Origin of the sequence: Staphylococcus sp. HMSC059F04 (assembly GCF_001812565.1) — a bacterium.
GTDB lineage: Bacteria > Bacillota > Bacilli > Staphylococcales > Staphylococcaceae > Staphylococcus > Staphylococcus lugdunensis.
Map to the genome: position 1 here is coordinate 365,987 of NZ_KV809462.1, position 21,935 is coordinate 387,921.

Genomic DNA, 21,935 nt, shown 5'->3' on the forward strand with positions numbered 1-21,935 from the left:
ATATATAGGCTGAACTATAAACGCTCATCTAGTTTCATTCATCAAAGCTTGTTAATTAAACTTAAATTGTGTAGCGCTTTGAAACTGTTTAGAAGTTACTTCTAATATGAGCGGAATACGTTGTTTAAGCTCAGTTACATGTGAAATAATTCCTACCATACGACCAGATGATTTTAAGTTAACAAGCGTATCTAATGCTGTATCAAGTGTTTCTTGATCTAAAGTACCAAATCCTTCGTCAATAAACATAGATTCCAGTGTTATTCCACCTGATTCTTCTTGAACAACTTCACTTAAACCAAGCGCTAAAGCTAACGAAGCTTGAAATGTTTCCCCACCAGATAATGAACTAATATGTCTAGATTTATTAGAATGAAAATCAAAGACATCTATTTCTAAACCACTATAACCGTGTGATAAACTTTTTCTTCTTTGCAGATGATACCGTTGACCACTCATTGTAGCTAATCTTAAGTTTGCTTGTGCGATAATGCGTTCCAAATAATAAATTAATACATAAGTTTCCAGCGTTAACTTCTGACTATTTTTTCCCGAAAGAATTTCTGCTAAATTAAAAATTTCTTGTTGCGATTTTAATTCTTTAGTCAGATAATTGATATTTTCATAAAGTACATCAAACTTTTGATCGTTCTTTTTCAATTGATATTTCAATGTATTTTCTTGTTCTATAACTTTATCTAATTTTTCACTTTGAACTTGATATGAATTTTCTAATTGTTTTGTGTCCTGTAGAACTTTATCATGAGTCAATGATTTTAAACGCCCTATTTCATGCTCAAGTGCTGCGTATTTCTTGCTATATGCTTCGACTTGTTGTTCATAATCTGATTTAAGATGCATGTCTTCTAATATTTTAAATAACGCTTTTTCATCCTTAATCGCATATCGTCTCATTTCAGTTTGTATATCTTTATCAACACTTTGATACTCATTTTCTGCAATGTGTTTTTGGTTCTGTATATTGATTAAATTATTACTTTCTAATTGCTTTTGCTGATCGGCTGTAATAATTTCATTTGTTAATTGTTCTTTCGAATTTTCAAATATTTCTATTTGTTTTTTATAGCTTTCAAACTGTTGTATAAATGAATCGATATCTTTAGTCTGGGTTGTTGATATAAATTCTCCTATAAGTTGTTCATTTTGGTTCCTCTGATGAGATAAATCCTTATATTGTAGTTCCATCTGATGTATATCTTTTTTATACTCATTTATTTGTGTTTCAATTTGTTTAGTCATCGCATATTTTTCTTTAAAAGAAGCTTTTTCTAGTTCTTTTTCATTATATTGTACTTGCAACGACTCAAGATCAAGTGGTTCTTCATCAACCTTTATTTCTTTCATTTTATCTTGAGCGTGTGACATTTCGGTTTCAAGTTTAATTTTTTGCTCTGTAAGTGACAACTTTTCTTTTTCAAGTGTATCTAATTGATGTTTTTGTAGTTTAATATTTTCAAAGTTAATATGTTTTTCTAAAGATTGAATCTCACTACCACATACAGGACAAATTTCTCCAATAGATAATGCTGATTGAAGCTCGTTAATAAAACTTTCTTTGTCATTTAAGTCTAAATTCTTTGCAGTCAACTTATTTATATGATTTGAAACATGCTCAAATTCTTTTTCAATCATTTTTAACTGTTTCTTATCTTCAATATATTCATTTTTTAATTCCTTAAACTTTTGGTTATTGCTTAAAGTTTCTTTAGACTTATCTATTAATTTGTTGATATGTGCCAATTCATCTGTTAATTCAACAATTTTATTATAATCTATATCATTTTCTGCTTTTTGCTTTTTAAGCTTAGTTTGTTTCTCATTATATTGCTTTATCTTCTGCTGCGTTTCACTTAATTGTTTTTTTACATTATCATTTTCTGCCATAGCTTTTCTGTGGCTTTCTATCTTTTGATAAATTATGTGACACTTATCAATATATTCTTTGTATTGATTAATAGCATGTTCACTTTTTATTAGTATTTGCATTTGTTCTTGTAGCTGCTTTTGTTGCTCTTGTATGGACTCAATATCTTTACCTTTTGATGTGATAGCATTGTTAAAATCGTTTAATTTTGCTATTTGTGATTCTCGCTGTTGAACAAGTGTATTTAAAGTTCGAATTTCATTCAATTGAGTAATTTTATGCTTAAGTTTATCTATATTTTCTTGCTCTTGCCGCAATAATTCAAAGCGTTGAGTATAATCAGCTAAATCATTTAATTGCTTTTCTAATTCATTATTTGCCACTAATGCTTTATGAAGCTTTTCTGTTTGACATTTTTCTGCTTGTTTTAATTTTGTTGTTGCTAACAATTGTTCACTACCATATTTTTGAAAAATAGGTATAGCATCTACAAGCTTTTGTATTTGTATACTTTCTATTTGTTTCAGTGCTTGCAAATCTTCAATTTCAAAATCTTCAATTTCTTCCCATACCATTGCTATTTTGTTATATCTTTGTTCGATCAATTGTTTCTCATTTTTCACCTCGTCAGCTAATATATCCTGTATTTGCTCAAAACGGAGGCTATTGAATAATGTACGTAGAATGCTTTGCTTGTCTGAACTACTTGAAACTAAAAATCGTTTAAATTCTCCTTGAGGCAAAATAAACAACTGTCTAAATTGTTCTGCATTAACGCCTAAGAGTTGTTGTATAAATAAATTGCCTTCATGTATTTTACTTTCACGCAAATCAAACACTTCTCCATCAAATTCATAGACAGTTAACTTTCCAGGCGTTTTAGTTTTATTGCCTTCTTTTATATATGAACCTTGTCTAAAAATTTTGAACTGTCGCTGATTAATTTCAAATTCAAACGTTACGCTCATAGGTTCCTTAGCCTCAGCAAAATGACTTCGCAAATCGCTTTCAGTTCTACTCTTCGTAGATGCTACACCAAATAAAGCGTAAACAATTCCATCAAAAATCATGGTTTTACCGGAACCTGTTTTACCGCTAATAAGAAATAATTGATTTTCGAATACTTGTTTGAAATCAATCGTTTCATTTAAAAATGGTCCAAAGTTAGACAACGTTAAAGTCAAAGGTTTCATCGCTTCAATCCTCCTTAGTCAAAAGATGGTTTAGAATGTATTCAACTTTTTGACTTTGTACATTTGTTAAGGGTTCATTTGTCATTTCTTTATAAAATTCGCTAATAATATCTTCATCCTTTAATTTTGTTATTGCATGACGTGTTGTTACATCATCAGTTTGATAACTGATATTCGTTAAAGCAAGTGTGTTAGGATAGATTTTTTTAAGATGTATCATGGGGTCGGTAATATGAGACATACCTTTCAATTTAAAATGAAAATAATTATTTTTGTTTTTTACTGCTATCTCTTCTGCAATGACTTGATTATATTGTCCTTCAACAACTTCTAACTCTTTTAATGGTTGTAGCTGTTTAAATGTATCTTGAATTTTACTATTAGTGTCAATCTCAATTACACGATATCCTTTAGCTTGCCCAACTTCAGAAAATGAATATTGTAATAATGATCCACTATAATTGACTTTATCGTCATTAATACTAAACGGATGATGTAAATGGCCAAGTAATACTTTATCAAATGCTTCGAATACCTTTTTATTAACACTTTCTACAGTACCAATTGTCAAAGGCCTTTCAGAGTCTGATTTTTTACCGCCTTGTATCGTAAGATGACCAATAATAATATTTATATTTTGTTTGTTTAATTTATTCGACATGATTTCTAGACATTTTTCTGTAGCTTGCTGATGTGTTTGAATCGTCTCATCATCAAAGAAGTGAGCTACTTCGCTGACTGTGGCATATGGCATTGTATAAAATTTAATATTTCCAAATGTTATTGGGCATGTTAAATCGTCTAAAGATGTTTTTATATGTAAGTTGGAAAGTTGAAACCAAGGTGAGCCATAATTCAATCTTTCTTTGCTATCATGATTACCATTAATGATAATCATTGGAATTTTTAATTCTATATTTAACTGATAAATCGTTTGTTCTAAGAGCTTTATGGCATCTTTACTTGGATAAGATGTATCATATAAATCACCTGCAACAACGATAATATCTGGTTTTTCAATTAACATTTGATCAATAAATTGCTTTAATATATATGTTTGATCCTCTAGTAAGGATTTGCCATTTAGTATTTTTCCTAAATGCCAATCCGCAGTATGAATGATTTTCATTGTTACCTCCAAATACAGAACATTTGTTCGTTTTAATTATAAGATGCATTTGAAAAACTATCAAGTCTTAATGATATATATTTAAAACTTTATAACTTAGGCACACAAAGTAGATTTCACTGCTTGTCATTGCAATAAAAGTAAAGACTCAAAACGACATTAAGTGTCATTTTGAGTCTCAGTTTTTAAAGAAATTTTATTAATTAACAAGTTCTTTCTCGATTTTTTTAAATTTATATAGCATAGCCAATCTCCAAGGAACAATCATGCAGAAGGCTAACAAGAAGAACATGCCGCCTATTTCTCCCGGATCTATTTCACTACTAATAAATATTTTAATTACAGTTCTAATAACTAATAGTGAAATTAAAATAATTGGAAATGCTTTTGAACGCTTCATATAAACTTTCGTACCTTGTACTTCAAAATGTGTTGTCCAAATTAAGACTAAAGAAAATAATACGCCTAAAACCAAGGATTCAAGCATTTCAGCCCCTGTTAATCTAAAATATGGAATCACATACATAAAAGCACCTGTAGCCATAAAAAACGGTGGTAAAATAATCTTTTTTTCATTAACTGGAAATTTTTGTGCTTTCATTCTAATAATAATGACTGCGATACCCATGATAAATGCAAACACAATTGAAAAAATTAAATACGCCAACATTGACACCCTCTTATTTATGTCGAAACTTTATTTCTATTTATTTTCACATGATAGTACATCACTATGCAATTAAAACGCATATCGATTTAAATATATACTATTCAGTTTAACTTGCTATAATTTAAGGATTGTAAACAAGTAACTGTCTACAATCCTATGATTATCAACTTATTTTTTTGGATTTTTCATATTTTGATCCATATTTTTGTTCATCATTGTCATCATTTGGTTGATTTTCTTTTGTGATGGTTTTTGTCCCATTTGCATCATCATCATTCGTAGCATTTCTTCATTAATTGGTGGATTTTTCTTCAAGAAATCCATCATATATTTTCTTGCTAGGAAAAAGCCAATTGCTAATCCAGCAATTAATGCTAATACAATTAATATAATTGCTATCCATGTTGCCATTGTTTCACCCGCTTTCTATATCCTACTGAATTTTACTAAATTATAATTAGTATTTCAAGCTTGAGTTTGAGCGTAAATCATCCACAATTACGATCATAACAAAAAACATAATATAAATGATACCTTTTTTAACAGAAAAATGAGGCATGCGCAATTAAGATTTGTTAAACTTCTATGCCGAAATAGTCGACATAGAGAAAATAAAGTTAGTCAAATCGTTAACTTCAAATGCCTCAATCTTTATAAAACTTAATTTATTTAAAACGTTTGTATTTGATTTAATACATTCTCTTTAGTGAAACCATATTTTTCAACTACTAGCCCACCTGGCGCACTTGCCCCAAATTCGTCTATACCAATGACTTTGCCATCAGTACCCACATACTTGTGCCAACCAAGTGATGATGCCATTTCAATCGCAACACGTTTCGTAATATGTTTTGGAATGACAGATTCTTTATAATCATCAGATTGTTGTTCAAAAGCAAACCAGTTTGGCATTGATACAACTCTTACACCTTTACCTTGCTTTTCAAGATCTTTCGCAGCTTCAACAGCTAAACTTACTTCAGAACCTGAAGCTAATAATAAATACTCAACTGCTGTTTCTGTTTCAAATACTGTATAAGCACCTTTACGAACGCCTTCTTCTACTTGTGCTTCTGTTACATCAAGGACAGGGAGGTTTTGACGAGTTAATACTAATGATGTTGGCGTTTGTTCAGATTCAAGTGCAACTTCCCAAGCTACACGTGTTTCATTACCATCAGCTGGGCGAATAACATTCATATTGGGAATCGCTCTTAAGCCAGCGAGTTGTTCAATTGGTTCATGCGTAGGACCATCTTCTCCGACAGCTATTGAATCATGCGTGAAAATAAATGTTGAATTAAGACCCATTATTGCAGATAAACGCAATGCTGGTTTTAGATAATCACTAAATACAAAGAATGTCGCTCCATATGGATGCAAGCCTCCATGTGCAGCCATACCATTGACTGCTGCGCCCATAGCAAATTCACGTACACCGAACCATATATTTTTACCTTCTGGTGTATCTTTGTCATAATCTTTAGCTTCTTTAACGTTTGATTTATTTGAACCAGCTAAGTCAGCAGAACCACCAAAGAAAGATGGAACAGATTGACTTAAAGCTTGAATAACTTCTCCAGAATCAGCACGAGAAGCACCATTATGATTCAAATCAAATCTTGGTAATTTTTCTTTATAATTTGATGGCAACTTACCGCTGACAGCTAATTTAAATTCTTCTGCTAATTGCGGATATTGTTGAGAATATGCTTCTAATTTATCATTCCAAGATTCTTCATTTTCATTAGCACGTTTTAACATTGTTGTTTGGAAAATTTCATATACTTCTTCAGGAACATAGAATTTTTTATCTGGATCTAAACCATAGTTTTCAAATGTTAGTTTTCTTTCTTCTGCGCCTAAAGGTGCACCATGGACACCGTTTGTGCCTTTTTTGTTAGGTGAACCATAACCAATAATTGTTTTAATTTCAATTAAAGTTGGACCTTGCTGAGACTTAGCAGTAGTAATCGCTTTGTCTATTTGGTTTAAATTGTTACCATCTTTAACTAAAATATGATTCCAACCATATGATTCAAAACGTTTTTTTACATCTTCAGAAAAAGCTTTATCTAATTCTCCATCTAATGAAATATCATTTGAATCATATAAGACAATGAGTTTATCTAATTGATTATGGCCTGCAAATGAAGCCGCTTCATGAGAAATTCCTTCCATTAAATCGCCATCTGAAGCTAATACATAAGTATAGTGATTAACAATATCAAAATTATCTTTATTAAATTTACCTGCAAGATGACTTTCAGCTAATGCCATCCCTACTCCCATTGCAAATCCTTGTCCTAATGGTCCTGTTGTTACTTCTACACCATCAGTATGTCTATATTCTGGATGCCCTGGTGTTTTTGAGTCCCATTGTCTAAACTGTTTAAGCTCTTCAAGCTCAAGACTTCCTGAGACGTGTAATAAACTATAAAGTAATGCAGATCCATGTCCAGCAGACAAAATGAATCTATCTCTATTAAAGTAATCTTTAGACTGTGGATTAAAATTCAAATGTCTTGTCCATAAAGTATATGCCATTGGTGCAGCTCCCATTGGTAAACCCGGATGCCCAGAGTTAGCCTGTTCAATTGCATCAATGCTTAATGCACGAATGGTATCTATTGCTAATTGATCTTTTTCGTTAAACATTTTTTATGTCTTCCCTTCTAGAAATAAATGTTGCTATTATTATACCTTAATTATAGATAAATTCATAAATATTCGTTTAAAATTACTAAATTTTCTGTAGTTTGCAGAAACTATTTATTTTTATTATGTTTTTGAATTTGTTTTAGCTTTTCAGGCGTTACATCATTACCCTCAGGATCCATAACTTTAGTGTGCTCAATTTGCTGTTTAAAGCCCTTTCTAAATTCTTCTAAATATATTTTACGTAACTTAGCTTGTTCTTTTGCCTCTGCTTCTGTCAAGCCTTGCTCTTTCTTCTTTCTTGCTAATTGATTAATTCTATCGATGTTCAAATTATTTTTAGTCATTGAATTTACCCACCTTTATATATACATATTTCACATTTAAATAGTACCTAACTTATAAAGAATATAACAAAAAGGTGAATGTAACCAAATCGTTACGCTCACCTTTCATGATATATCATTAATATTTATTAGCATCATTACAATAATTCAACTTAGCCCATCACAAAATTGTATATTACTTTTCTAATTAAATCGCACTGTTGATAAAAATTACCGCATTGCTTTACCTAAATATAATAAATATGAAATATGTTGTTCGTGATTATTTCGCATATGCGAACACACTTGTGTGATTTTGTTCGCTGTTAGATATAGATTGTTGTTTGCTTTCAGAGTTGATTTTGTAATGTTGTGAGATATTATGATCTGCCATTTCGTACGTTTGTTCTACTTTAGAATTTTGATATGCCGTCGTGAAAAATAAAGAGAAAACAAGCAAAGATATTATAAAAACTATGATATAAGTAGCTATTTGACTTTTATATTTTAAAATCATGTTAAACACTCCTAGAACATTTGTTTGTATTTACAATTTATCAGAACTCATGTTCTATGTCAACATTTTTACGAACAAATGTTTGTTTTATTTGTTACTAAATGATATAATAAAAATAAATAAAATTAGGGAGTGCCTATATATGAGAGAATTAACAAAACGTCAAAGTGAAATATATGATTACATTAAGCATATTGTTCAAACAAAAGGTTATCCGCCTAGTGTTCGTGAGATAGGAGAAGCTGTAGGATTAGCTTCAAGTTCTACGGTGCATGGACATTTATCTCGACTAGAGGAAAAAGGTTATATCCGCAGAGACCCTACAAAACCAAGAGCTATTGAAATTGTATCAGAGCATAATGATGCCGCTATCGATATGGAAGGGACTATTCACGTACCTGTCATTGGTAAAGTAACTGCTGGTATTCCTATTACTGCCGTTGAAAATGTTGAAGAGTATTTTCCATTACCTGAGCATTTAACCTCTACACATAATAGTGACATTTTTATTTTAAATGTAGTTGGTGAAAGTATGATTGAAGCTGGCATTCTTGATGGAGACAAAGTAATAGTTAGAAGTCAAACCATTGCAGAAAATGGGGACATAATTGTAGCTATGACAGACGAAGATGAGGCTACTGTTAAGCGATTCTATAAAGAAAAGCATCATTATCGTTTACAACCGGAAAATAGTTCCATGGAGCCAATTTACCTTGATTCAGTATCTGTTTTAGGTAAAGTTATCGGCTTGTACCGTGAACTTTAATTGTGTCAATAAAACATTTTATTGTTAGTAATTCTCTTATATAAAGTTAAAGAAGCTAAGCAACTAGTGCCTAGCTTCTTTTTGATTACTTTTATGCAGGATATCTTTTACTTTTTCCAAAATATCCTCTTTTTGATTATTATTCTGTTTTGATGTCATATTCATCGACTTCCTTCACAGAAATTTTACCCATTACTAGTCATTATTAAACGCTTAACCCGTATAATTTTCTGTCCAATAAGGCTGCCTTTCATCATTAAAATCTACACCCACACCAACCGTGTTAAAATGTTCATTTAAGATATTTTTTCGATGTCCTAATGAATTCATTAATCCTTGATGGGCATAAATACTGCTAACTTGACCATAAGCCAGATTTTCACCGGCCGCATTAAATTCAATGTGATCTGCTTTTAACCGATCGAATGGTGACTCTTGGTCTAAATTCGTATGATCAAAATAATGATGCTTCGCCATATCTTCACTATGTTTGCGTGCCGTGTTTGAAATGTTGCTTGAATATGACAAAGTAGCTAATTGATGTTGCTTTCTTTCTGAATTAATTAAATCTACATTTTGCATTTCATAACTTTTAGCTAATGATTTAGACGGTGCTGCATATTGTTTTGTTAAACACTTTTCCATTTTATCACTAACTTGCATTAATGCTGTTACACCATTTTGTTCATGTTTATCATAAAATATCGTTGTATACACATGATTTGAATGAAAGACATCATATTCACTATTTTTAATTGCAATACGCAACCTTTGTTTATCCATTTCAGTTATAGGTTGACCCAACCTTTGTCTAACAACTTGCTTGGGTGTCCCATACTTAATCTTAGACTTAGAAGTTATTATGTTTTGATTTGTATACAAAGCGTGCACTTTATTATCTAAATATGCAATCATTACAAATCTTTGATAATCGCCATCATAGTATGCATACCATTTTGTACCATATTCATTTGTGGTTATTCTTTTGGCTTTACCATATTTTTCTTCTACATTACCTTTTTTCATATTTAACTGAACATTATTAACAGCAAAAGGTTGTTCTTGAGGTACTTTAAGTGTCTCTTCATTTTCATCTTCTTTATTGAATACTTGTTGATCAATAAAACTTCTGACGTCTTGCTGCATGTGTACGACTAGAGAACTTTCTCTAATTGGAAAGATAATAATAATACATAGTAAAATTAAACTAATGCTTAAAAATTTTTTAATGGTTTTCACCTACCAAAAATTTAATCTCGATCCCCATTGAATATTGAGTTTCGAACAATTACATAATCGACAGTTCTTAAAGATTTTAAATCTTTGCCACCAGCATATGAAATAGAGCTCTGTAAATCTTGCTGCATTTCTACAAGTGTATGCTCTAATGAGCCTTTATGTTCGACAAACATTTTTTTACCTTCAACATTTTTACGTTCACCCTTTTGAAATTCTGAAGCACTTCCAAAATATTCTTTGTACAGTTTACCATCTAACTCAACTGTTTCTCCTGGAGATTCTTCGTGTGCAGCAAATAATGAACCTATCATAACCATTGAAGCTCCGAAACGTATCGATTTTGCAATATCACCATGCGTGCGAATGCCTCCATCAGCAATTAACGGCTTACGTGCTGCTTTACTACACAAATTGAGTGCAGCGAGTTGCCAGCCTCCAGTTCCAAATCCAGTTTTTATTTTGGTAATGCACACTCTTCCTGGTCCAATACCAACCTTTGTCGCATCTGCACCGGCATTTTCTAATTCCCTTACGCCCTCAGGTGTACCAACATTTCCAGCAATTACAAAAGCTTGTGGCAAATGTTGCTTGATGTGTTTAATCATACGGATAACTAAATCAGAATGTCCATGAGCAATGTCTATCGTTATATATTCAGGCACGATATCAGCTTGTTGTAATTGCTCAATAAAGTCAAATTCACGTGCTTTAACACCAACTGATATAGACGCAAATAATCCTTGATCATGCATATTTTTAATGAATGGTATTCTAGACTTTTCATCAAAACGATGCATTATATAAAAATACTCATTTTTAGCAAACCATTGTGCTAATTTTTCATTCATAACTGTTTGCATATTAGCAGGCACAACTGGCAATTTAAATTTACGTGGGCCAAATTGAATTGCAGTATCGCACTCAGATCTACTTTCAACAATACATTTATTCGGAATTAATTGGATATCTTCATAATCAAAAATTTTCATTTATTTATAAGCCCCTTATAATTAAGTATAAAAATAAAAAACTGAGGGTAAATCACGAATGATTAAATCAAAACACTTGATAATCATTCATATTTTCTACCCTCATATACTTTACAATTTTTTATTGTCAATGTAAATGGACTTGAGTTGTACTTTTGAAAATTTACCAACTTGATTTTTTAACACCAGGAATTTGTCCTTTATGCGCGTGTTCTCTAAATGCGATTCGAGACATTTCAAATTTTCTTAACACGCCTCTAGGACGGCCTGTTACTTTACATCTACGCGTTAAACGTGTTGGCGATGAATCTCTAGGTAATTTACGTAAAGCCTCATAATCACCTTTTTTCTTTAGTTCTTTTCTTAATTCATAATATTTATTAACTAATTCTTCTCTTTTTTGTTCTTTCGCAATTTTAGATTTTTTAGCCATATATTAAAAACGCTCCTTAAATCGTAATTATTACGTTTTATATTTTAGCATATTTTCTAATTAAATCAAGAATAAGTTTTTACTATATAAATAAGAGCTATGGATTGCATTCCACAGCTCTTATGTCAAACTTTAAATTGTCGTATTTAAAGGTAAGTGATTATTTCGTTTCACGATGTAATGTGTGTTTTTTTAATCTTGGGCAATACTTTTTCATTTCGATACGCTCAGGATTATTTCGTTTATTTTTAGTAGTAATATAATTACGATCGCCACATTCTGTACATGCTAATGTAACATTTACGCGCACGTTAAACACCCTTTCTTGTTAGGAATACTTACGATTTAAAATTTTAACACAACTTTTACAAGGATGCAATATCTTCTAGCTATTCATGTGTCTCATCGTTTTCATCATTTAAATCTATTGTATTGATATCAATTTCTAGTGCTTTGGCGACGCCTTTTCCATAGTCTGGATCAGCTTTATAGCAATGACGAATATGTCGCTTTTTAACATCTTCTGTTACGCCATCCATCGCATTAGCTGTATTTATAAACATTCTTTCCTTTGCTTCATCCGATTGTAATCTAAATAGTTTTCCTGGCTGTTCAAAGTAGTTATCATCGTCTTCCCTATAATTATATTCATAACCATCACCATCTGTTGGGAATGGTGGCTTTTTATATTCATGTTGAGAAGCGTATACGCCTTGATTATTTGGATAATAATGTGGTCCGCCACCTTGGTTATCATCTAAGACACGCATTTGTCCATCGCGGCTAAACGGGCATAGATTCTCTACTCCGACAGCTTTAGGTTGATTCACTGGAATTTGCCAATGGTTAACTCCTAAACGGTAACGTTGTGAATCTCCATATGAAAATAATCTTCCTTGTAATACTTTATCAGGTGAAAAATCTAAACCAGGTACAATATTCGTTGGCGCAAAAGCAGCTTGCTCTACATCTTGGAAATAATTATTTGGATTACGATTCAATTCGAATTCGCCGACTTCAATCAATGGGTATTCACCATGATACCAAACTTTAGTCAAATCAAATGGATTATCTTTATGATTTTTTGCTTGTTCTTCAGTCATCACTTGAATATACATTTTCCATTTAGGATAATCTCCATTTTCAATAGCATTATATAAATCTCTTTGTGATGAATCCCGGTCTTGTGCAATCACATCTGCCGCTTCTTCATCGGTTAAATTTTCAATACCTTGTTGGCTTCTAAAATGATATTTCACCCAAACACGTTTACCTTCATTATTATACATCGAATAGGTGTGTGATCCAAAGCCGTGCATATGCCGAAGATCTTTAGGAATGCCTCTATCAGACATTAGTATTGTCACTTGATGTAATGCTTCAGGTAACCCTGTCCAATAATCCCAGTTGTTTTGTGCACTACGCATATTGGTACGAGGGTCTCTTTTTACGGCACGATTCAAACTAACAAAGAGTTTAGGATCTCTGAAGAAAAAGACCGGTGTATTATTCCCCACTAAATCCCAGTTTCCATCTTCAGTATAAAATTTAAGCGCAAACCCACGAATGTCTCGTTCAGCATCTGCTGCCCCTCTTTCACCAGCTACCGTTGAAAAGCGTGCAAACATATCCGTTTGTTTACCGACTTCTGAAAAAATCTTAGCTGATGTGTACTTCGTAATGTCATTCGTAACTGTAAACGTTCCGAACGCCCCTGATCCTTTCGCATGCATACGGCGTTCTGGAATTACTTCACGATCAAAGTGTGCCATTTGTTCCAAGTAATAAATATCTTGCATCATAAGTGGACCTCTTTGACCAGCTGTCATACTGTTTTCTCTATCTGAAACGGGGTGCCCAAAAAGATCAGTTAATTTTTTATCCTCTTTTGACATAGATATGCTCCTTTCAAGACTAATGCTTCATTATAATAATTATAATTTAGCTTATAGTTAACATACCCACAATTTAATCATTATCAAACTTGTATATCTCCGTTATTAAATATCAGAAAATTTAAAATATTTATGCGGAATATTCTCAAAATCTATTGAATACTTGATTTAAAAGGATTAAAATGATGTGTATATTTATAAAATAGATGGGAGAACTCATATGGAAGATAATAATATGAAACGTGGTCTTAGTTCCAGACACATATCTATGATAGCCATCGGTGGCGCAATTGGAACTGGTCTCTTTGTAGCAACCGGAAGTGTCGTTGCTCAAGCAGGTCCTGGTGGTGCAATTTTAGCCTACTTATTAATTGGAGTTATGCTTTATTTTCTAATGGCTTCAATTGGAGAACTCGCAACTTTTTATCCAGTATCTGGCTCATTTAGTTCATATGCTACGAGATTTATTGACCCATCACTCGGCTTTACCATGGGATGGTTATATTACATTATGTGGGCTTTAGTTTCGAGTGTCGATGTTATGGTTGCAGCTAGTGTTATACATTACTGGAATGTATTCCATTTCTTCAGTCCATTGACTTGGAGTTTAATATTCATCACATTACTTTTATTACTTAATATATTTACGGTTAAGGCTTTTGGAGAAACTGAGTTTTGGCTTTCATTAATTAAAGTAATTACAATTATTGTATTTATAATTATTGGTTTTCTCATGATATTTGGCATACTTGGTGGACATGCATATGGTTTTGATAACTTTACAAAAGGTAATGCACCATTTGTAGGTGGCATCACAGGCATTCTTAGCGTACTACTTGTAGCTGGATTCTCTGTTGGAGGTACTGAAGTCGTTGCTGTTACCGCTGGTGAATCTGATAATCCAAGTAAAACGATGCCTAAAGCTGTTAAGCAAGTCTTTTGGAGAATATTATTATTTTATGTATTGTCAATTTTTGTTATTTCAGCAATTATTCCTTATACAGATTCATTGCTATTAAATGAACATGAATCAGTCGCACAAAGTCCGTTTACGATTGTCTTTGATCGTATTGGAATTGCTTTTGCTGCATCAGTCATCAATGCTGTTATCTTAACTTCATTGTTATCAGCAGCGAATTCTGGTTTATATACTACAAGTCGCATGTTGTATTCACTTAGTGATAATCGCCAAGCACCCAAATTTTTAGGAAAGTTAAATCCAACTACCAAATTACCTTTGCGTGCATTAATAACGACATATATTTTCATTGTTTTAGTTATTATTTATGCTAATTTTAATGCCAATGCAGTATTTAGTTTACTTAATATCATTGGCTCAATGGTTATTTTAGTTTGGGGTACAAGTACATGGGGACAAGTAAGATTGCGTCGTGCAATTAAAAAACAAGGAAAAGATATTTCAACATTATTGCCTTATCGTTCTCCTTTATATCCGCTTGGACCAATTATTGTATTCTTGATGTTGATCTTCCTGTTATTCGGTAGTTCATTCGGCAAATTGATGGCTGGCCAATTCAGTGGTGTATTTATCAATTTCTTACCACTTATCGTACTCGCAATCATTTTCTTTATTCATAAACTGATTAGAAAAACAAAATATGTCAAATTGGAAGATATGGATTTATCACAACATGAAATTAACTAATATATCATAGTAATAATACACATTAATTTACTATATCTTTAATAAATATCGTCGAAGTGCAACGCTAATTTTGTATGCTTATACATTAAAAGTGTTGCGCTTTTTTAAATGTATTATTTTCTGAAAAGGCTTTATTATGTATAATGTAGTTAAAGACTAAGGTTTCGAGGTGGATTATATGATAGGACAAACTAATTTATTCGATGATGTATTGAAGAAAGATGAAAGATTTGTTATCGTAGTGCAATCCCTAGAGGATAGCAAAGGACGCTTAATCAAACGTACTTTAAGAGAATACCCTAGTTTAGATCATAATCAGATGAATAATTTATTCAATCATTTAAAAGAAGTGTTTTTAGAAGAACCCTTTGAAGAGAATCAGTCTGCATTTACCATAACAGTTTATACAAACCTTGATTACGCTGCAGATCAGGTCTATGCACACATCAAACGTTACAGAGGGAAGAATGAATGGACGCATACTGCTAAATAATTTTAATAAATCACAAATGGAGCGGAACAAAATTCATAATGAATTTTGTTCCGCTCCATCAAGCTTGACTAGGATTGAAAAAAGCTTGGTATAAGCGTATTTTCAATCCAGTTAACTACTGTCAATATTTAACTCATAGCCTAATACATAATGATGTCCCAGACCATTTATTATTACTAAACATGATAATCTTATTGCTTTATATGTTTAGTAGTTGTTTTAACGCATGTGGAATACCATTAGCATTGTTATCTAATGTAACTTCATCTGAGATTGCTTTTAAATCATCAGTAGCATTTCCCATTGCTACGGCATGACCTACTACTTTAAACATTGACATGTCATTCGGACTATCGCCAAAACAGATAACTTGAGCTAGGTCAATATTTGATTTATCACAAAATGACGAAATAGCATGACCTTTCGACACATTTTTAGCCATAAATTCTAAAAAATATGGTTTGCTCGTAGTTACGTCAACATTATCATTAAACGACCCTGCTAAATGTTGTCGTGCTTTTGTAATATGTTCCTCATAATCAACTGCAAGCACTTTCGGAACATTTTGCTGTATATATTGCTTTAAATCATTAACACGTTTCATAGGTAATCCAGTTATTTCTGATTCAATATTCATATATTCATGGTCGTCATCATAAATAATGTATCCATCTTGATAAGTCATAGCAAAAAAGTTATTTTGACGACAATAATCCACTATAGCATCAAAATCCTCTTTGCGAACTGACTGCTCAGCAACGACAGATTCATCAGCAACGCTTATCGTTTGTCCGCCATTATAACTCATGATATAGCTTTTATGCATGTCTAACTTCAATTCATACGCTGTCGGTAACATCCCTTCCGTTGGTCTCCCAGAAGCTAATATTACTTTAATTCCTTGATTTTGAATATCAATTAAATATTGCTTCGTAATTGGATCAACCTTATTGTCTCGTGTTAATAAAGTATCATCCATGTCCATCACAACCACTTGATATGTAGTCATAAAAGTTGTCTCTCCTTTCTCTATCTCAATTTTATTTTACAATAAAATTAATGTTGAAACACAATTTCTTCAAATACTCCTGTTTCATTGATATAGGAGAGCTCAGAAATACAATGTGGACATGCTCGGCGCAATTGTCTCACAATTTCACCGCTATATTCCCTTCTGCTAAGTGTTAAAATCGTGGGCCCTGCACCACTAATAACCGTAGCATATGCATGATATGCTAGCGCAATTTCTTTAACTTTTGCAAATTCTGGAATCAGTTGCTGACGAAACGGTTCATGAAAGCCATCTTGCATCATCATTTTTCCAGCAAGCTCATAATTATGTTGTATTAATGCACAAATCATTGTATTGCTAATAGCGCTACTTTGAACGGCATTATTATGACCAAAAGACTGTGGAAGTGCACGTCTTGCATCTTCAGTTCTTAACTCATATGGTGGAATAGTCAAAATAATGTCAACTTTAGGTATGTTAATATGTGCCACATCAGTTTCTAAAGTCTCTGGATTATGATACCCCGCAAGTAATCCTCCATAAATAGTTGGCGCAACATTATCTGGATGACCTTCCATTTCGGTTGCTAGTTGTAAAAGTTCATATTTGGACAACTGTATATTCCCGAAATGATTAGCAATGTACAATGCACCTACTAAAGCAGAAGCAGATGAACCTAAACCTCGCGCTAAAGGAATATCACTTCTCATATCAATTCTTAATGCCGGCAACTTAACCTGATAACGTTCTGCAACCTCTTGCGCAACTTGATAAATATAATTATTTTTATTTTTAGGTAAGCTATCTAACTCTTTATTTAAATAATGAAACTGCCAATTTTCACCTGCAATTTTATATACATATAAATGTAAATATTTGTCAATCGCCATGCCAATTGAATCAAAACCCACACCGAGATTAGCAGTAGATGCAGGCACTTTTAAATGTAAATAGTCCTCCATTATTTAAGAACCCCTTTGATATATTCAATAATACTTCGTTTATCATTAGGTAAAGGTTGAATCGGATTATCTAGAAGTGATATAGCCGTATCAGGATCTTTAAGTCCATTACCTGTTAATACAGCTACAACTGTTTGATTCTTTGGCAACTGTCCAGCACGATGTAATTTAATTAATCCTGCAATTGATGCATTACTTGCCGGCTCACTAAATATGCCTTCTTTTGAAGTCATAATTTGATAAGCTTCTAAAATTTCTTCATCAGTTACACTATCAATTAATCCGTGAGATTCATTTAATGCAGCGGTTGCTTTAGTCCAACTCGCAGGATTTCCTATACGAATCGCAGTCGCTATTGTTTCTGGATTTTTAATGACTTTATTTTGAACAATAGGAGAAGCACCTTCTGCTTGAAAACCAAATAAACGTGGTAATGTTACACCATGCTTATCATGATATTCCTTAAATCCTTGCCAATATGCTGTAATATTACCAGCATTACCAACCGGTATAGCTAAAATATCTGGAGCTTTTGTTAATTGCTCAATAACTTCAAATGATGCCGTCTTTTGTCCTTCAATGCGGAATGGATTAACTGAATTAACTAATTCAATTTCACCATCTTTCGCAATTTCTTTAACAATTTCTAACGCTTCATCAAAGTTACCTTCAATTGACACTATTTCAGCACCATACATGACAGCTTGTGATAATTTTCCGAGTGCTATTTTACCTTCTGGAATAACTACAATTGCTTTTAAGCCTGCTCTAGCAGCATATGCAGCTGCAGAAGCAGATGTATTTCCTGTCGAAGCACATATCACAATCTTTTTCCCTTGTTCTTTTGCTTTTGTCACAGCCATAACCATACCACGGTCTTTAAACGAACCAGTAGGGTTTGCTCCCTCATACTTTACGTATAGATTTATATTTAATTTTTGTGACAGATAGTCACAATGAATTAATGGTGTATTTCCTTCATTTAGTGTAAGTTGAGGCGTCTCTTCATTAACCGGTAAATAAGACCGATATTCTTCTACTAATCCTTGCCATCTTTTCATAATATTTAAACTCCTTCTACAGGATAAACTTTGATTATATCAATACCTGCTTGCTTTAATGATTGTTCTGGTGATACATCAACACCTGTAATAACTCCAGCATATGTAGTATCATTTCTTTTTATAATGTCAAAAGATTTATGAAAAGGCAGATTAGACTTGATTATTTCTTTTATTTTGTCTAATGTTTCACTACTATTAACCACAACAAAGTAACTATATTTTTCTTGTAGTGTAACTAAATGCTCATGATCCATTAACTCTTTAGTCTGATCTGTTTTAAGTTCAAAATGAGGAGGTAGCGTGTGTAAATTAGATTCAAAGAATAACGACACATTTAATAAATCACTTACTACAGCACTACCTGTCGCTAAACTACCTGCACCTTTGCCATAGAACATCGTGTCTCCTACAGCATCACCTATAACATAAATAGCATTGTATTCATTGTCTACAGAGGCTAATTGATGACTTTTATGTATCAATGTTGGTTCAACAGACGCATGTACTTTTCCATGTTCATAAATGCCTTTACCTATCAATTTAATCTTATAGCCTAACTTGTCAGCCACAAGAATATCATCAAGTGTTGTCTCACTAATACCTTTTATGTAAACATCATTTAATTTAATCACTTGATTAAATGATAAGTATGAAGTTATAACTACCTTTCTAGCTGCATCAATACCTTCTACATCATCTGTAGGATCTGCTTCAGCAAAGCCTAAACGCTGCGCTTCATTTAATGCTTCTTCAAAAGATGTATGCTCTTGAAACATCTTAGTTAAAATAAAATTTGAGGTACCATTAAATATGCCCATGAATTTTGAAATATTATTGGCATTTAATCCATTATTTATTGCATTTACAATTGGAATACCACCTGCAACGCTTGCTTCAAATTTAAGCGCTACACCGTTAGCTTCTGCTAAATCTTCAAGTAAACGCAAATGAACTGCAAGCAAATCTTTATTTGCAGTAATCACATGTTTACCACTTTTAAGTGTTCTACTTATATAATCAACTGTTGGTTCAATGCCACCCATTACTTCAATAACAATATCAATTGAGTCATCATTTAATATCTCATGTACATCTTCAGTTAAATGATATTGTTGAAAGTTTATAGGACGCTTCTTTGCCTTATTGCGGACTAAAATATGTTTAATAATAATATCTTTATTAATTGTGTCTTTAATTTGCTGCCTATTTTCTTCGATTATTTTAACTACACCTGAGCCAACTGTACCAAGCCCTAATAACGCAATATTTAATTCTTTCATTACTTATCCCCCTTTTGTCTTTTTCTAAAATACATTTGTACTGTTGAAAAATACTATATAATAGTATATTATATAAATCAATTCTTATTATTTCAATGTTTAAAACTTCACTCCAAATATATAGCTATATATTATCACGTGCTATCAGAAAATTAAATAGAATTTTCTGATTTTTTAGAAAGGTTGGTTCCATTGGTTAAAGTAGCTAAATTTGGAGGTAGTTCCGTCGCTAATGCATCTCAAATAAAAAAAGTATTAAACATTGTTAATGCTGATGACGAAAGAAAAATTATCATTGTTTCCGCTCCTGGTAAACGTTATAAAAATGATATTAAAACGACAGATTTATTAATTCGACTATATGAAAAAGTAACAAGTGGTTTAGATTATCAAGATAAGAAGCGTCAAATTGTGCAACGATACGCTGACATTGTTAATGAACTTCAAATGTCGACCGAGATACTCAAATCAATAGATACGACATTAGAAAAATTAATTCATTCATTAAAAAATCGTCCACCGCGTCTCTATGATGCATTATTGTCATGTGGAGAAAATTTTAATGCACAGCTCATTGCAGATTATAATAATACGCAAGGGGTACCTACCACGTATTTATCTCCTGAGGATGCAGGAATTCTAGTCACTGATTTACCGCAACAAGCCCAAATATTGGAGCAAGCTTATGAGCGAATTGCACAATTACGTAACATTAAAGGAAAAATCATTATTCCTGGTTTCTTTGGTGTTTCTAAACATGGCTATATTGTCACATTCCCACGAGGAGGCTCGGATATAACAGGTGCTATCATCGCACGTGGAGTTAATGCATCACTTTATGAAAACTTCACTGATGTTTCTGGAATTTTTAAAGCCAATCCTAATGTTATTAAACATCCAGAGCTTATTAAAGAAATCACATATCGAGAAATGCGTGAACTGTCTTATGCAGGGTTTGGTGTCTTCCATGACGAAGCACTTCAGCCACTTTACAAACATCGCATACCTGTCGTGATTAAAAATACAAACCGTCCACAAGATAAAGGCACTTTTATCAAACATGACCGAGATATCAGTGCAAATAATGTCATTAGTGGGATAAGCTGTGATAAAGATTTTACAGTTATTAATATCAAAAAATATTTAATGAATCGTCAAATTGGATTTACTGTAAAAATATTACAAATATTAGAAGACTTTAATATTTCATTTGATCATATGCCATCTGGCATCGATAGTATCAGCATAATTATGCGTTCACATCAACTTAAAGGTAAAGAAGAAGACGTTCTAAACGCAATACGTAAGAAGTGTGAAGTTGATGAATTAAGTGTAGATCATGATTTAGCTATTTTAATGATTGTAGGAGAAGGAATAAATCAGACCGTAGGAACAGCAAATAAAATCACGCATGCATTAGCACAAGCTAACATCAATTTAAAAATGATTAATCAAGGTGCTTCTGAAATATCGATGATGTTTGGTATTTCAGTTAAAGATGCTGAAAAAGCCGTACATGCAACGTATGAATTTTGTTATCACGGAAAATGCATCGATAACGTTTAAACAAAGACAAAACAGGCTGGGACATAAATCTCAAAAAATAGCAGTCAGATGAATTGAATTCAACTCATCTGACTGCTTCTTTTTTATTGAATACTTCGTATTTATATATAATTTTACATCAACATACTTTAAAAAATAAGGCACTTTCGTATAATTTCATAAACTTCACTAAACTAAATTAACGAGGTGCCT

Annotated in this window: 20 protein-coding genes; 4 read left to right on the top strand and 16 right to left on the bottom strand. The window is 32.3% G+C overall.

Translation table 11 applies throughout. The features are described from left to right. Positions 1–51 precede the first annotated feature (51 nt). The 7 genes from sbcC to sosA form a co-directional block, all read right to left on the bottom strand. Complete coding sequence (sbcC, locus tag HMPREF2864_RS02255) at positions 52–3,078, bottom strand: exonuclease subunit SbcC (RefSeq protein WP_070544864.1); 3,027 nt, start codon at positions 3,076–3,078, stop codon at positions 52–54. Positions 3,079–3,082: 4 nt separating this feature from the next. Next, entirely contained in the window at positions 3,083–4,207 is a 1,125-nt protein-coding gene (gene sbcD, locus HMPREF2864_RS02260; protein ID WP_002459202.1) for an exonuclease subunit SbcD, read from the bottom strand. A 199-nt stretch (positions 4,208–4,406) separates the two neighbouring features. Beyond that, the gene (locus HMPREF2864_RS02265) at positions 4,407–4,874 is read right to left on the bottom strand and encodes a CcdC family protein (RefSeq protein ID WP_012990854.1); all 468 of its coding nucleotides are present in this window, start codon (positions 4,872–4,874) and stop codon (positions 4,407–4,409) included. Positions 4,875–5,045: 171 nt separating this feature from the next. Further along, positions 5,046–5,288: a YneF family protein gene (locus tag HMPREF2864_RS02270; RefSeq protein WP_002459204.1), complete on the bottom strand. Its 243-nt coding sequence runs from the start codon at positions 5,286–5,288 to the stop codon at positions 5,046–5,048. Between the two features lie 258 nt (positions 5,289–5,546). Next, positions 5,547–7,535, bottom strand: coding sequence for a transketolase (tkt, locus tag HMPREF2864_RS02275; RefSeq protein WP_002459205.1), 1,989 nt, complete (start codon positions 7,533–7,535; stop codon positions 5,547–5,549). A 110-nt stretch (positions 7,536–7,645) separates the two neighbouring features. Then, complete coding sequence (locus tag HMPREF2864_RS02280) at positions 7,646–7,882, bottom strand: DUF896 domain-containing protein (protein ID WP_002459206.1); 237 nt, start codon at positions 7,880–7,882, stop codon at positions 7,646–7,648. 262 nt (positions 7,883–8,144) lie between these two features. Beyond that, positions 8,145–8,378, bottom strand: a complete 234-nt coding sequence (gene sosA / locus HMPREF2864_RS12205) for a DNA damage-induced cell division inhibitor SosA (RefSeq protein WP_002459207.1) — start codon at positions 8,376–8,378, stop codon at positions 8,145–8,147. 142 nt (positions 8,379–8,520) lie between these two features. Between sosA and lexA the strand changes: the two genes are divergently transcribed. Then, positions 8,521–9,144: a transcriptional repressor LexA gene (gene lexA / locus HMPREF2864_RS02290; RefSeq protein WP_002459208.1), complete on the top strand. Its 624-nt coding sequence runs from the start codon at positions 8,521–8,523 to the stop codon at positions 9,142–9,144. Positions 9,145–9,357: 213 nt separating this feature from the next. On the opposite strand, the gene HMPREF2864_RS02295 is transcribed toward lexA, so the two are convergent. From HMPREF2864_RS02295 to HMPREF2864_RS02315, 5 genes are all read right to left on the bottom strand, one after another. Further along, entirely contained in the window at positions 9,358–10,383 is a 1,026-nt protein-coding gene (locus tag HMPREF2864_RS02295; RefSeq protein WP_070544865.1) for a CAP domain-containing protein, read from the bottom strand. An 11-nt stretch (positions 10,384–10,394) separates the two neighbouring features. Beyond that, positions 10,395–11,372, bottom strand: a complete 978-nt coding sequence (gene guaC / locus HMPREF2864_RS02300) for a GMP reductase (protein ID WP_002459210.1) — start codon at positions 11,370–11,372, stop codon at positions 10,395–10,397. A 163-nt stretch (positions 11,373–11,535) separates the two neighbouring features. Beyond that, entirely contained in the window at positions 11,536–11,805 is a 270-nt protein-coding gene (gene rpsN, locus HMPREF2864_RS02305; RefSeq protein ID WP_002459211.1) for a 30S ribosomal protein S14, read from the bottom strand. A 160-nt stretch (positions 11,806–11,965) separates the two neighbouring features. After that, on the bottom strand, positions 11,966–12,115 hold the full coding sequence (gene rpmG, locus HMPREF2864_RS02310; RefSeq protein WP_002459212.1) for a 50S ribosomal protein L33: 150 nt from the start codon (positions 12,113–12,115) through the stop codon (positions 11,966–11,968). A 79-nt stretch (positions 12,116–12,194) separates the two neighbouring features. After that, a complete protein-coding gene (locus HMPREF2864_RS02315; protein WP_002459213.1) occupies positions 12,195–13,700 on the bottom strand; it encodes a catalase in 1,506 nt (501 codons plus the stop codon). A gap of 220 nt (positions 13,701–13,920) precedes the next feature. Here HMPREF2864_RS02315 and HMPREF2864_RS02320 point away from each other — a divergent pair, with 220 nt between their 5' ends. Further along, positions 13,921–15,366: an amino acid permease gene (locus HMPREF2864_RS02320; RefSeq protein WP_070544866.1), complete on the top strand. Its 1,446-nt coding sequence runs from the start codon at positions 13,921–13,923 to the stop codon at positions 15,364–15,366. Between the two features lie 178 nt (positions 15,367–15,544). Further along, complete coding sequence (locus HMPREF2864_RS02325) at positions 15,545–15,859, top strand: hypothetical protein (RefSeq protein ID WP_002459215.1); 315 nt, start codon at positions 15,545–15,547, stop codon at positions 15,857–15,859. A 199-nt stretch (positions 15,860–16,058) separates the two neighbouring features. Here the strand turns inward: HMPREF2864_RS02325 and HMPREF2864_RS02330 are convergent, their stop codons facing one another. The 4 genes from HMPREF2864_RS02330 to HMPREF2864_RS02345 are packed head-to-tail and all read right to left on the bottom strand — an operon-like array spanning position 16,059 to position 20,177. Beyond that, positions 16,059–16,868 (bottom strand): Cof-type HAD-IIB family hydrolase, encoded by an 810-nt coding sequence (locus tag HMPREF2864_RS02330; RefSeq protein WP_002459216.1) that lies wholly within the window; start codon positions 16,866–16,868, stop codon positions 16,059–16,061. 47 nt (positions 16,869–16,915) lie between these two features. After that, positions 16,916–17,833 carry a homoserine kinase gene (gene thrB / locus HMPREF2864_RS02335; protein WP_060795599.1) on the bottom strand — a complete coding sequence of 306 codons (918 nt, stop codon included), beginning with the start codon at positions 17,831–17,833 and terminating at the stop codon, positions 16,916–16,918. After that, positions 17,833–18,894, bottom strand: coding sequence for a threonine synthase (gene thrC, locus HMPREF2864_RS02340; protein ID WP_002459218.1), 1,062 nt, complete (start codon positions 18,892–18,894; stop codon positions 17,833–17,835). Before thrC ends, thrB begins: the two co-directional genes overlap by 1 nt. A gap of 5 nt (positions 18,895–18,899) precedes the next feature. After that, positions 18,900–20,177 carry a homoserine dehydrogenase gene (locus HMPREF2864_RS02345; RefSeq protein ID WP_002459219.1) on the bottom strand — a complete coding sequence of 426 codons (1,278 nt, stop codon included), beginning with the start codon at positions 20,175–20,177 and terminating at the stop codon, positions 18,900–18,902. A gap of 192 nt (positions 20,178–20,369) precedes the next feature. On the opposite strand from HMPREF2864_RS02345, the gene HMPREF2864_RS02350 reads away from it, so the two are divergent. Next, positions 20,370–21,743 carry an aspartate kinase gene (locus HMPREF2864_RS02350; protein WP_070544867.1) on the top strand — a complete coding sequence of 458 codons (1,374 nt, stop codon included), beginning with the start codon at positions 20,370–20,372 and terminating at the stop codon, positions 21,741–21,743. Positions 21,744–21,935 lie beyond the last annotated feature (192 nt).

Coding starts and splice junctions, on each gene's coding strand:
- guaC (WP_002459210.1), bottom strand. CDS start 11,372: ATGAAAATTTTTGATTATGAAGATATCCAATTAATTCCGAATAAATGT.
- HMPREF2864_RS02345 (WP_002459219.1), bottom strand. CDS start 20,177: ATGAAAGAATTAAATATTGCGTTATTAGGGCTTGGTACAGTTGGCTCA.
- tkt (WP_002459205.1), bottom strand. CDS start 7,535: ATGTTTAACGAAAAAGATCAATTAGCAATAGATACCATTCGTGCATTA.
- HMPREF2864_RS02325 (WP_002459215.1), top strand. CDS start 15,545: ATGATAGGACAAACTAATTTATTCGATGATGTATTGAAGAAAGATGAA.
- thrC (WP_002459218.1), bottom strand. CDS start 18,894: ATGAAAAGATGGCAAGGATTAGTAGAAGAATATCGGTCTTATTTACCG.
- thrB (WP_060795599.1), bottom strand. CDS start 17,833: ATGGAGGACTATTTACATTTAAAAGTGCCTGCATCTACTGCTAATCTC.
- HMPREF2864_RS02315 (WP_002459213.1), bottom strand. CDS start 13,700: ATGTCAAAAGAGGATAAAAAATTAACTGATCTTTTTGGGCACCCCGTT.
- HMPREF2864_RS02280 (WP_002459206.1), bottom strand. CDS start 7,882: ATGACTAAAAATAATTTGAACATCGATAGAATTAATCAATTAGCAAGA.
- sbcC (WP_070544864.1), bottom strand. CDS start 3,078: ATGAAACCTTTGACTTTAACGTTGTCTAACTTTGGACCATTTTTAAAT.
- rpsN (WP_002459211.1), bottom strand. CDS start 11,805: ATGGCTAAAAAATCTAAAATTGCGAAAGAACAAAAAAGAGAAGAATTA.
- HMPREF2864_RS02330 (WP_002459216.1), bottom strand. CDS start 16,868: ATGACTACATATCAAGTGGTTGTGATGGACATGGATGATACTTTATTA.
- lexA (WP_002459208.1), top strand. CDS start 8,521: ATGAGAGAATTAACAAAACGTCAAAGTGAAATATATGATTACATTAAG.
- sosA (WP_002459207.1), bottom strand. CDS start 8,378: ATGATTTTAAAATATAAAAGTCAAATAGCTACTTATATCATAGTTTTT.
- HMPREF2864_RS02320 (WP_070544866.1), top strand. CDS start 13,921: ATGGAAGATAATAATATGAAACGTGGTCTTAGTTCCAGACACATATCT.
- HMPREF2864_RS02270 (WP_002459204.1), bottom strand. CDS start 5,288: ATGGCAACATGGATAGCAATTATATTAATTGTATTAGCATTAATTGCT.
- sbcD (WP_002459202.1), bottom strand. CDS start 4,207: ATGAAAATCATTCATACTGCGGATTGGCATTTAGGAAAAATACTAAAT.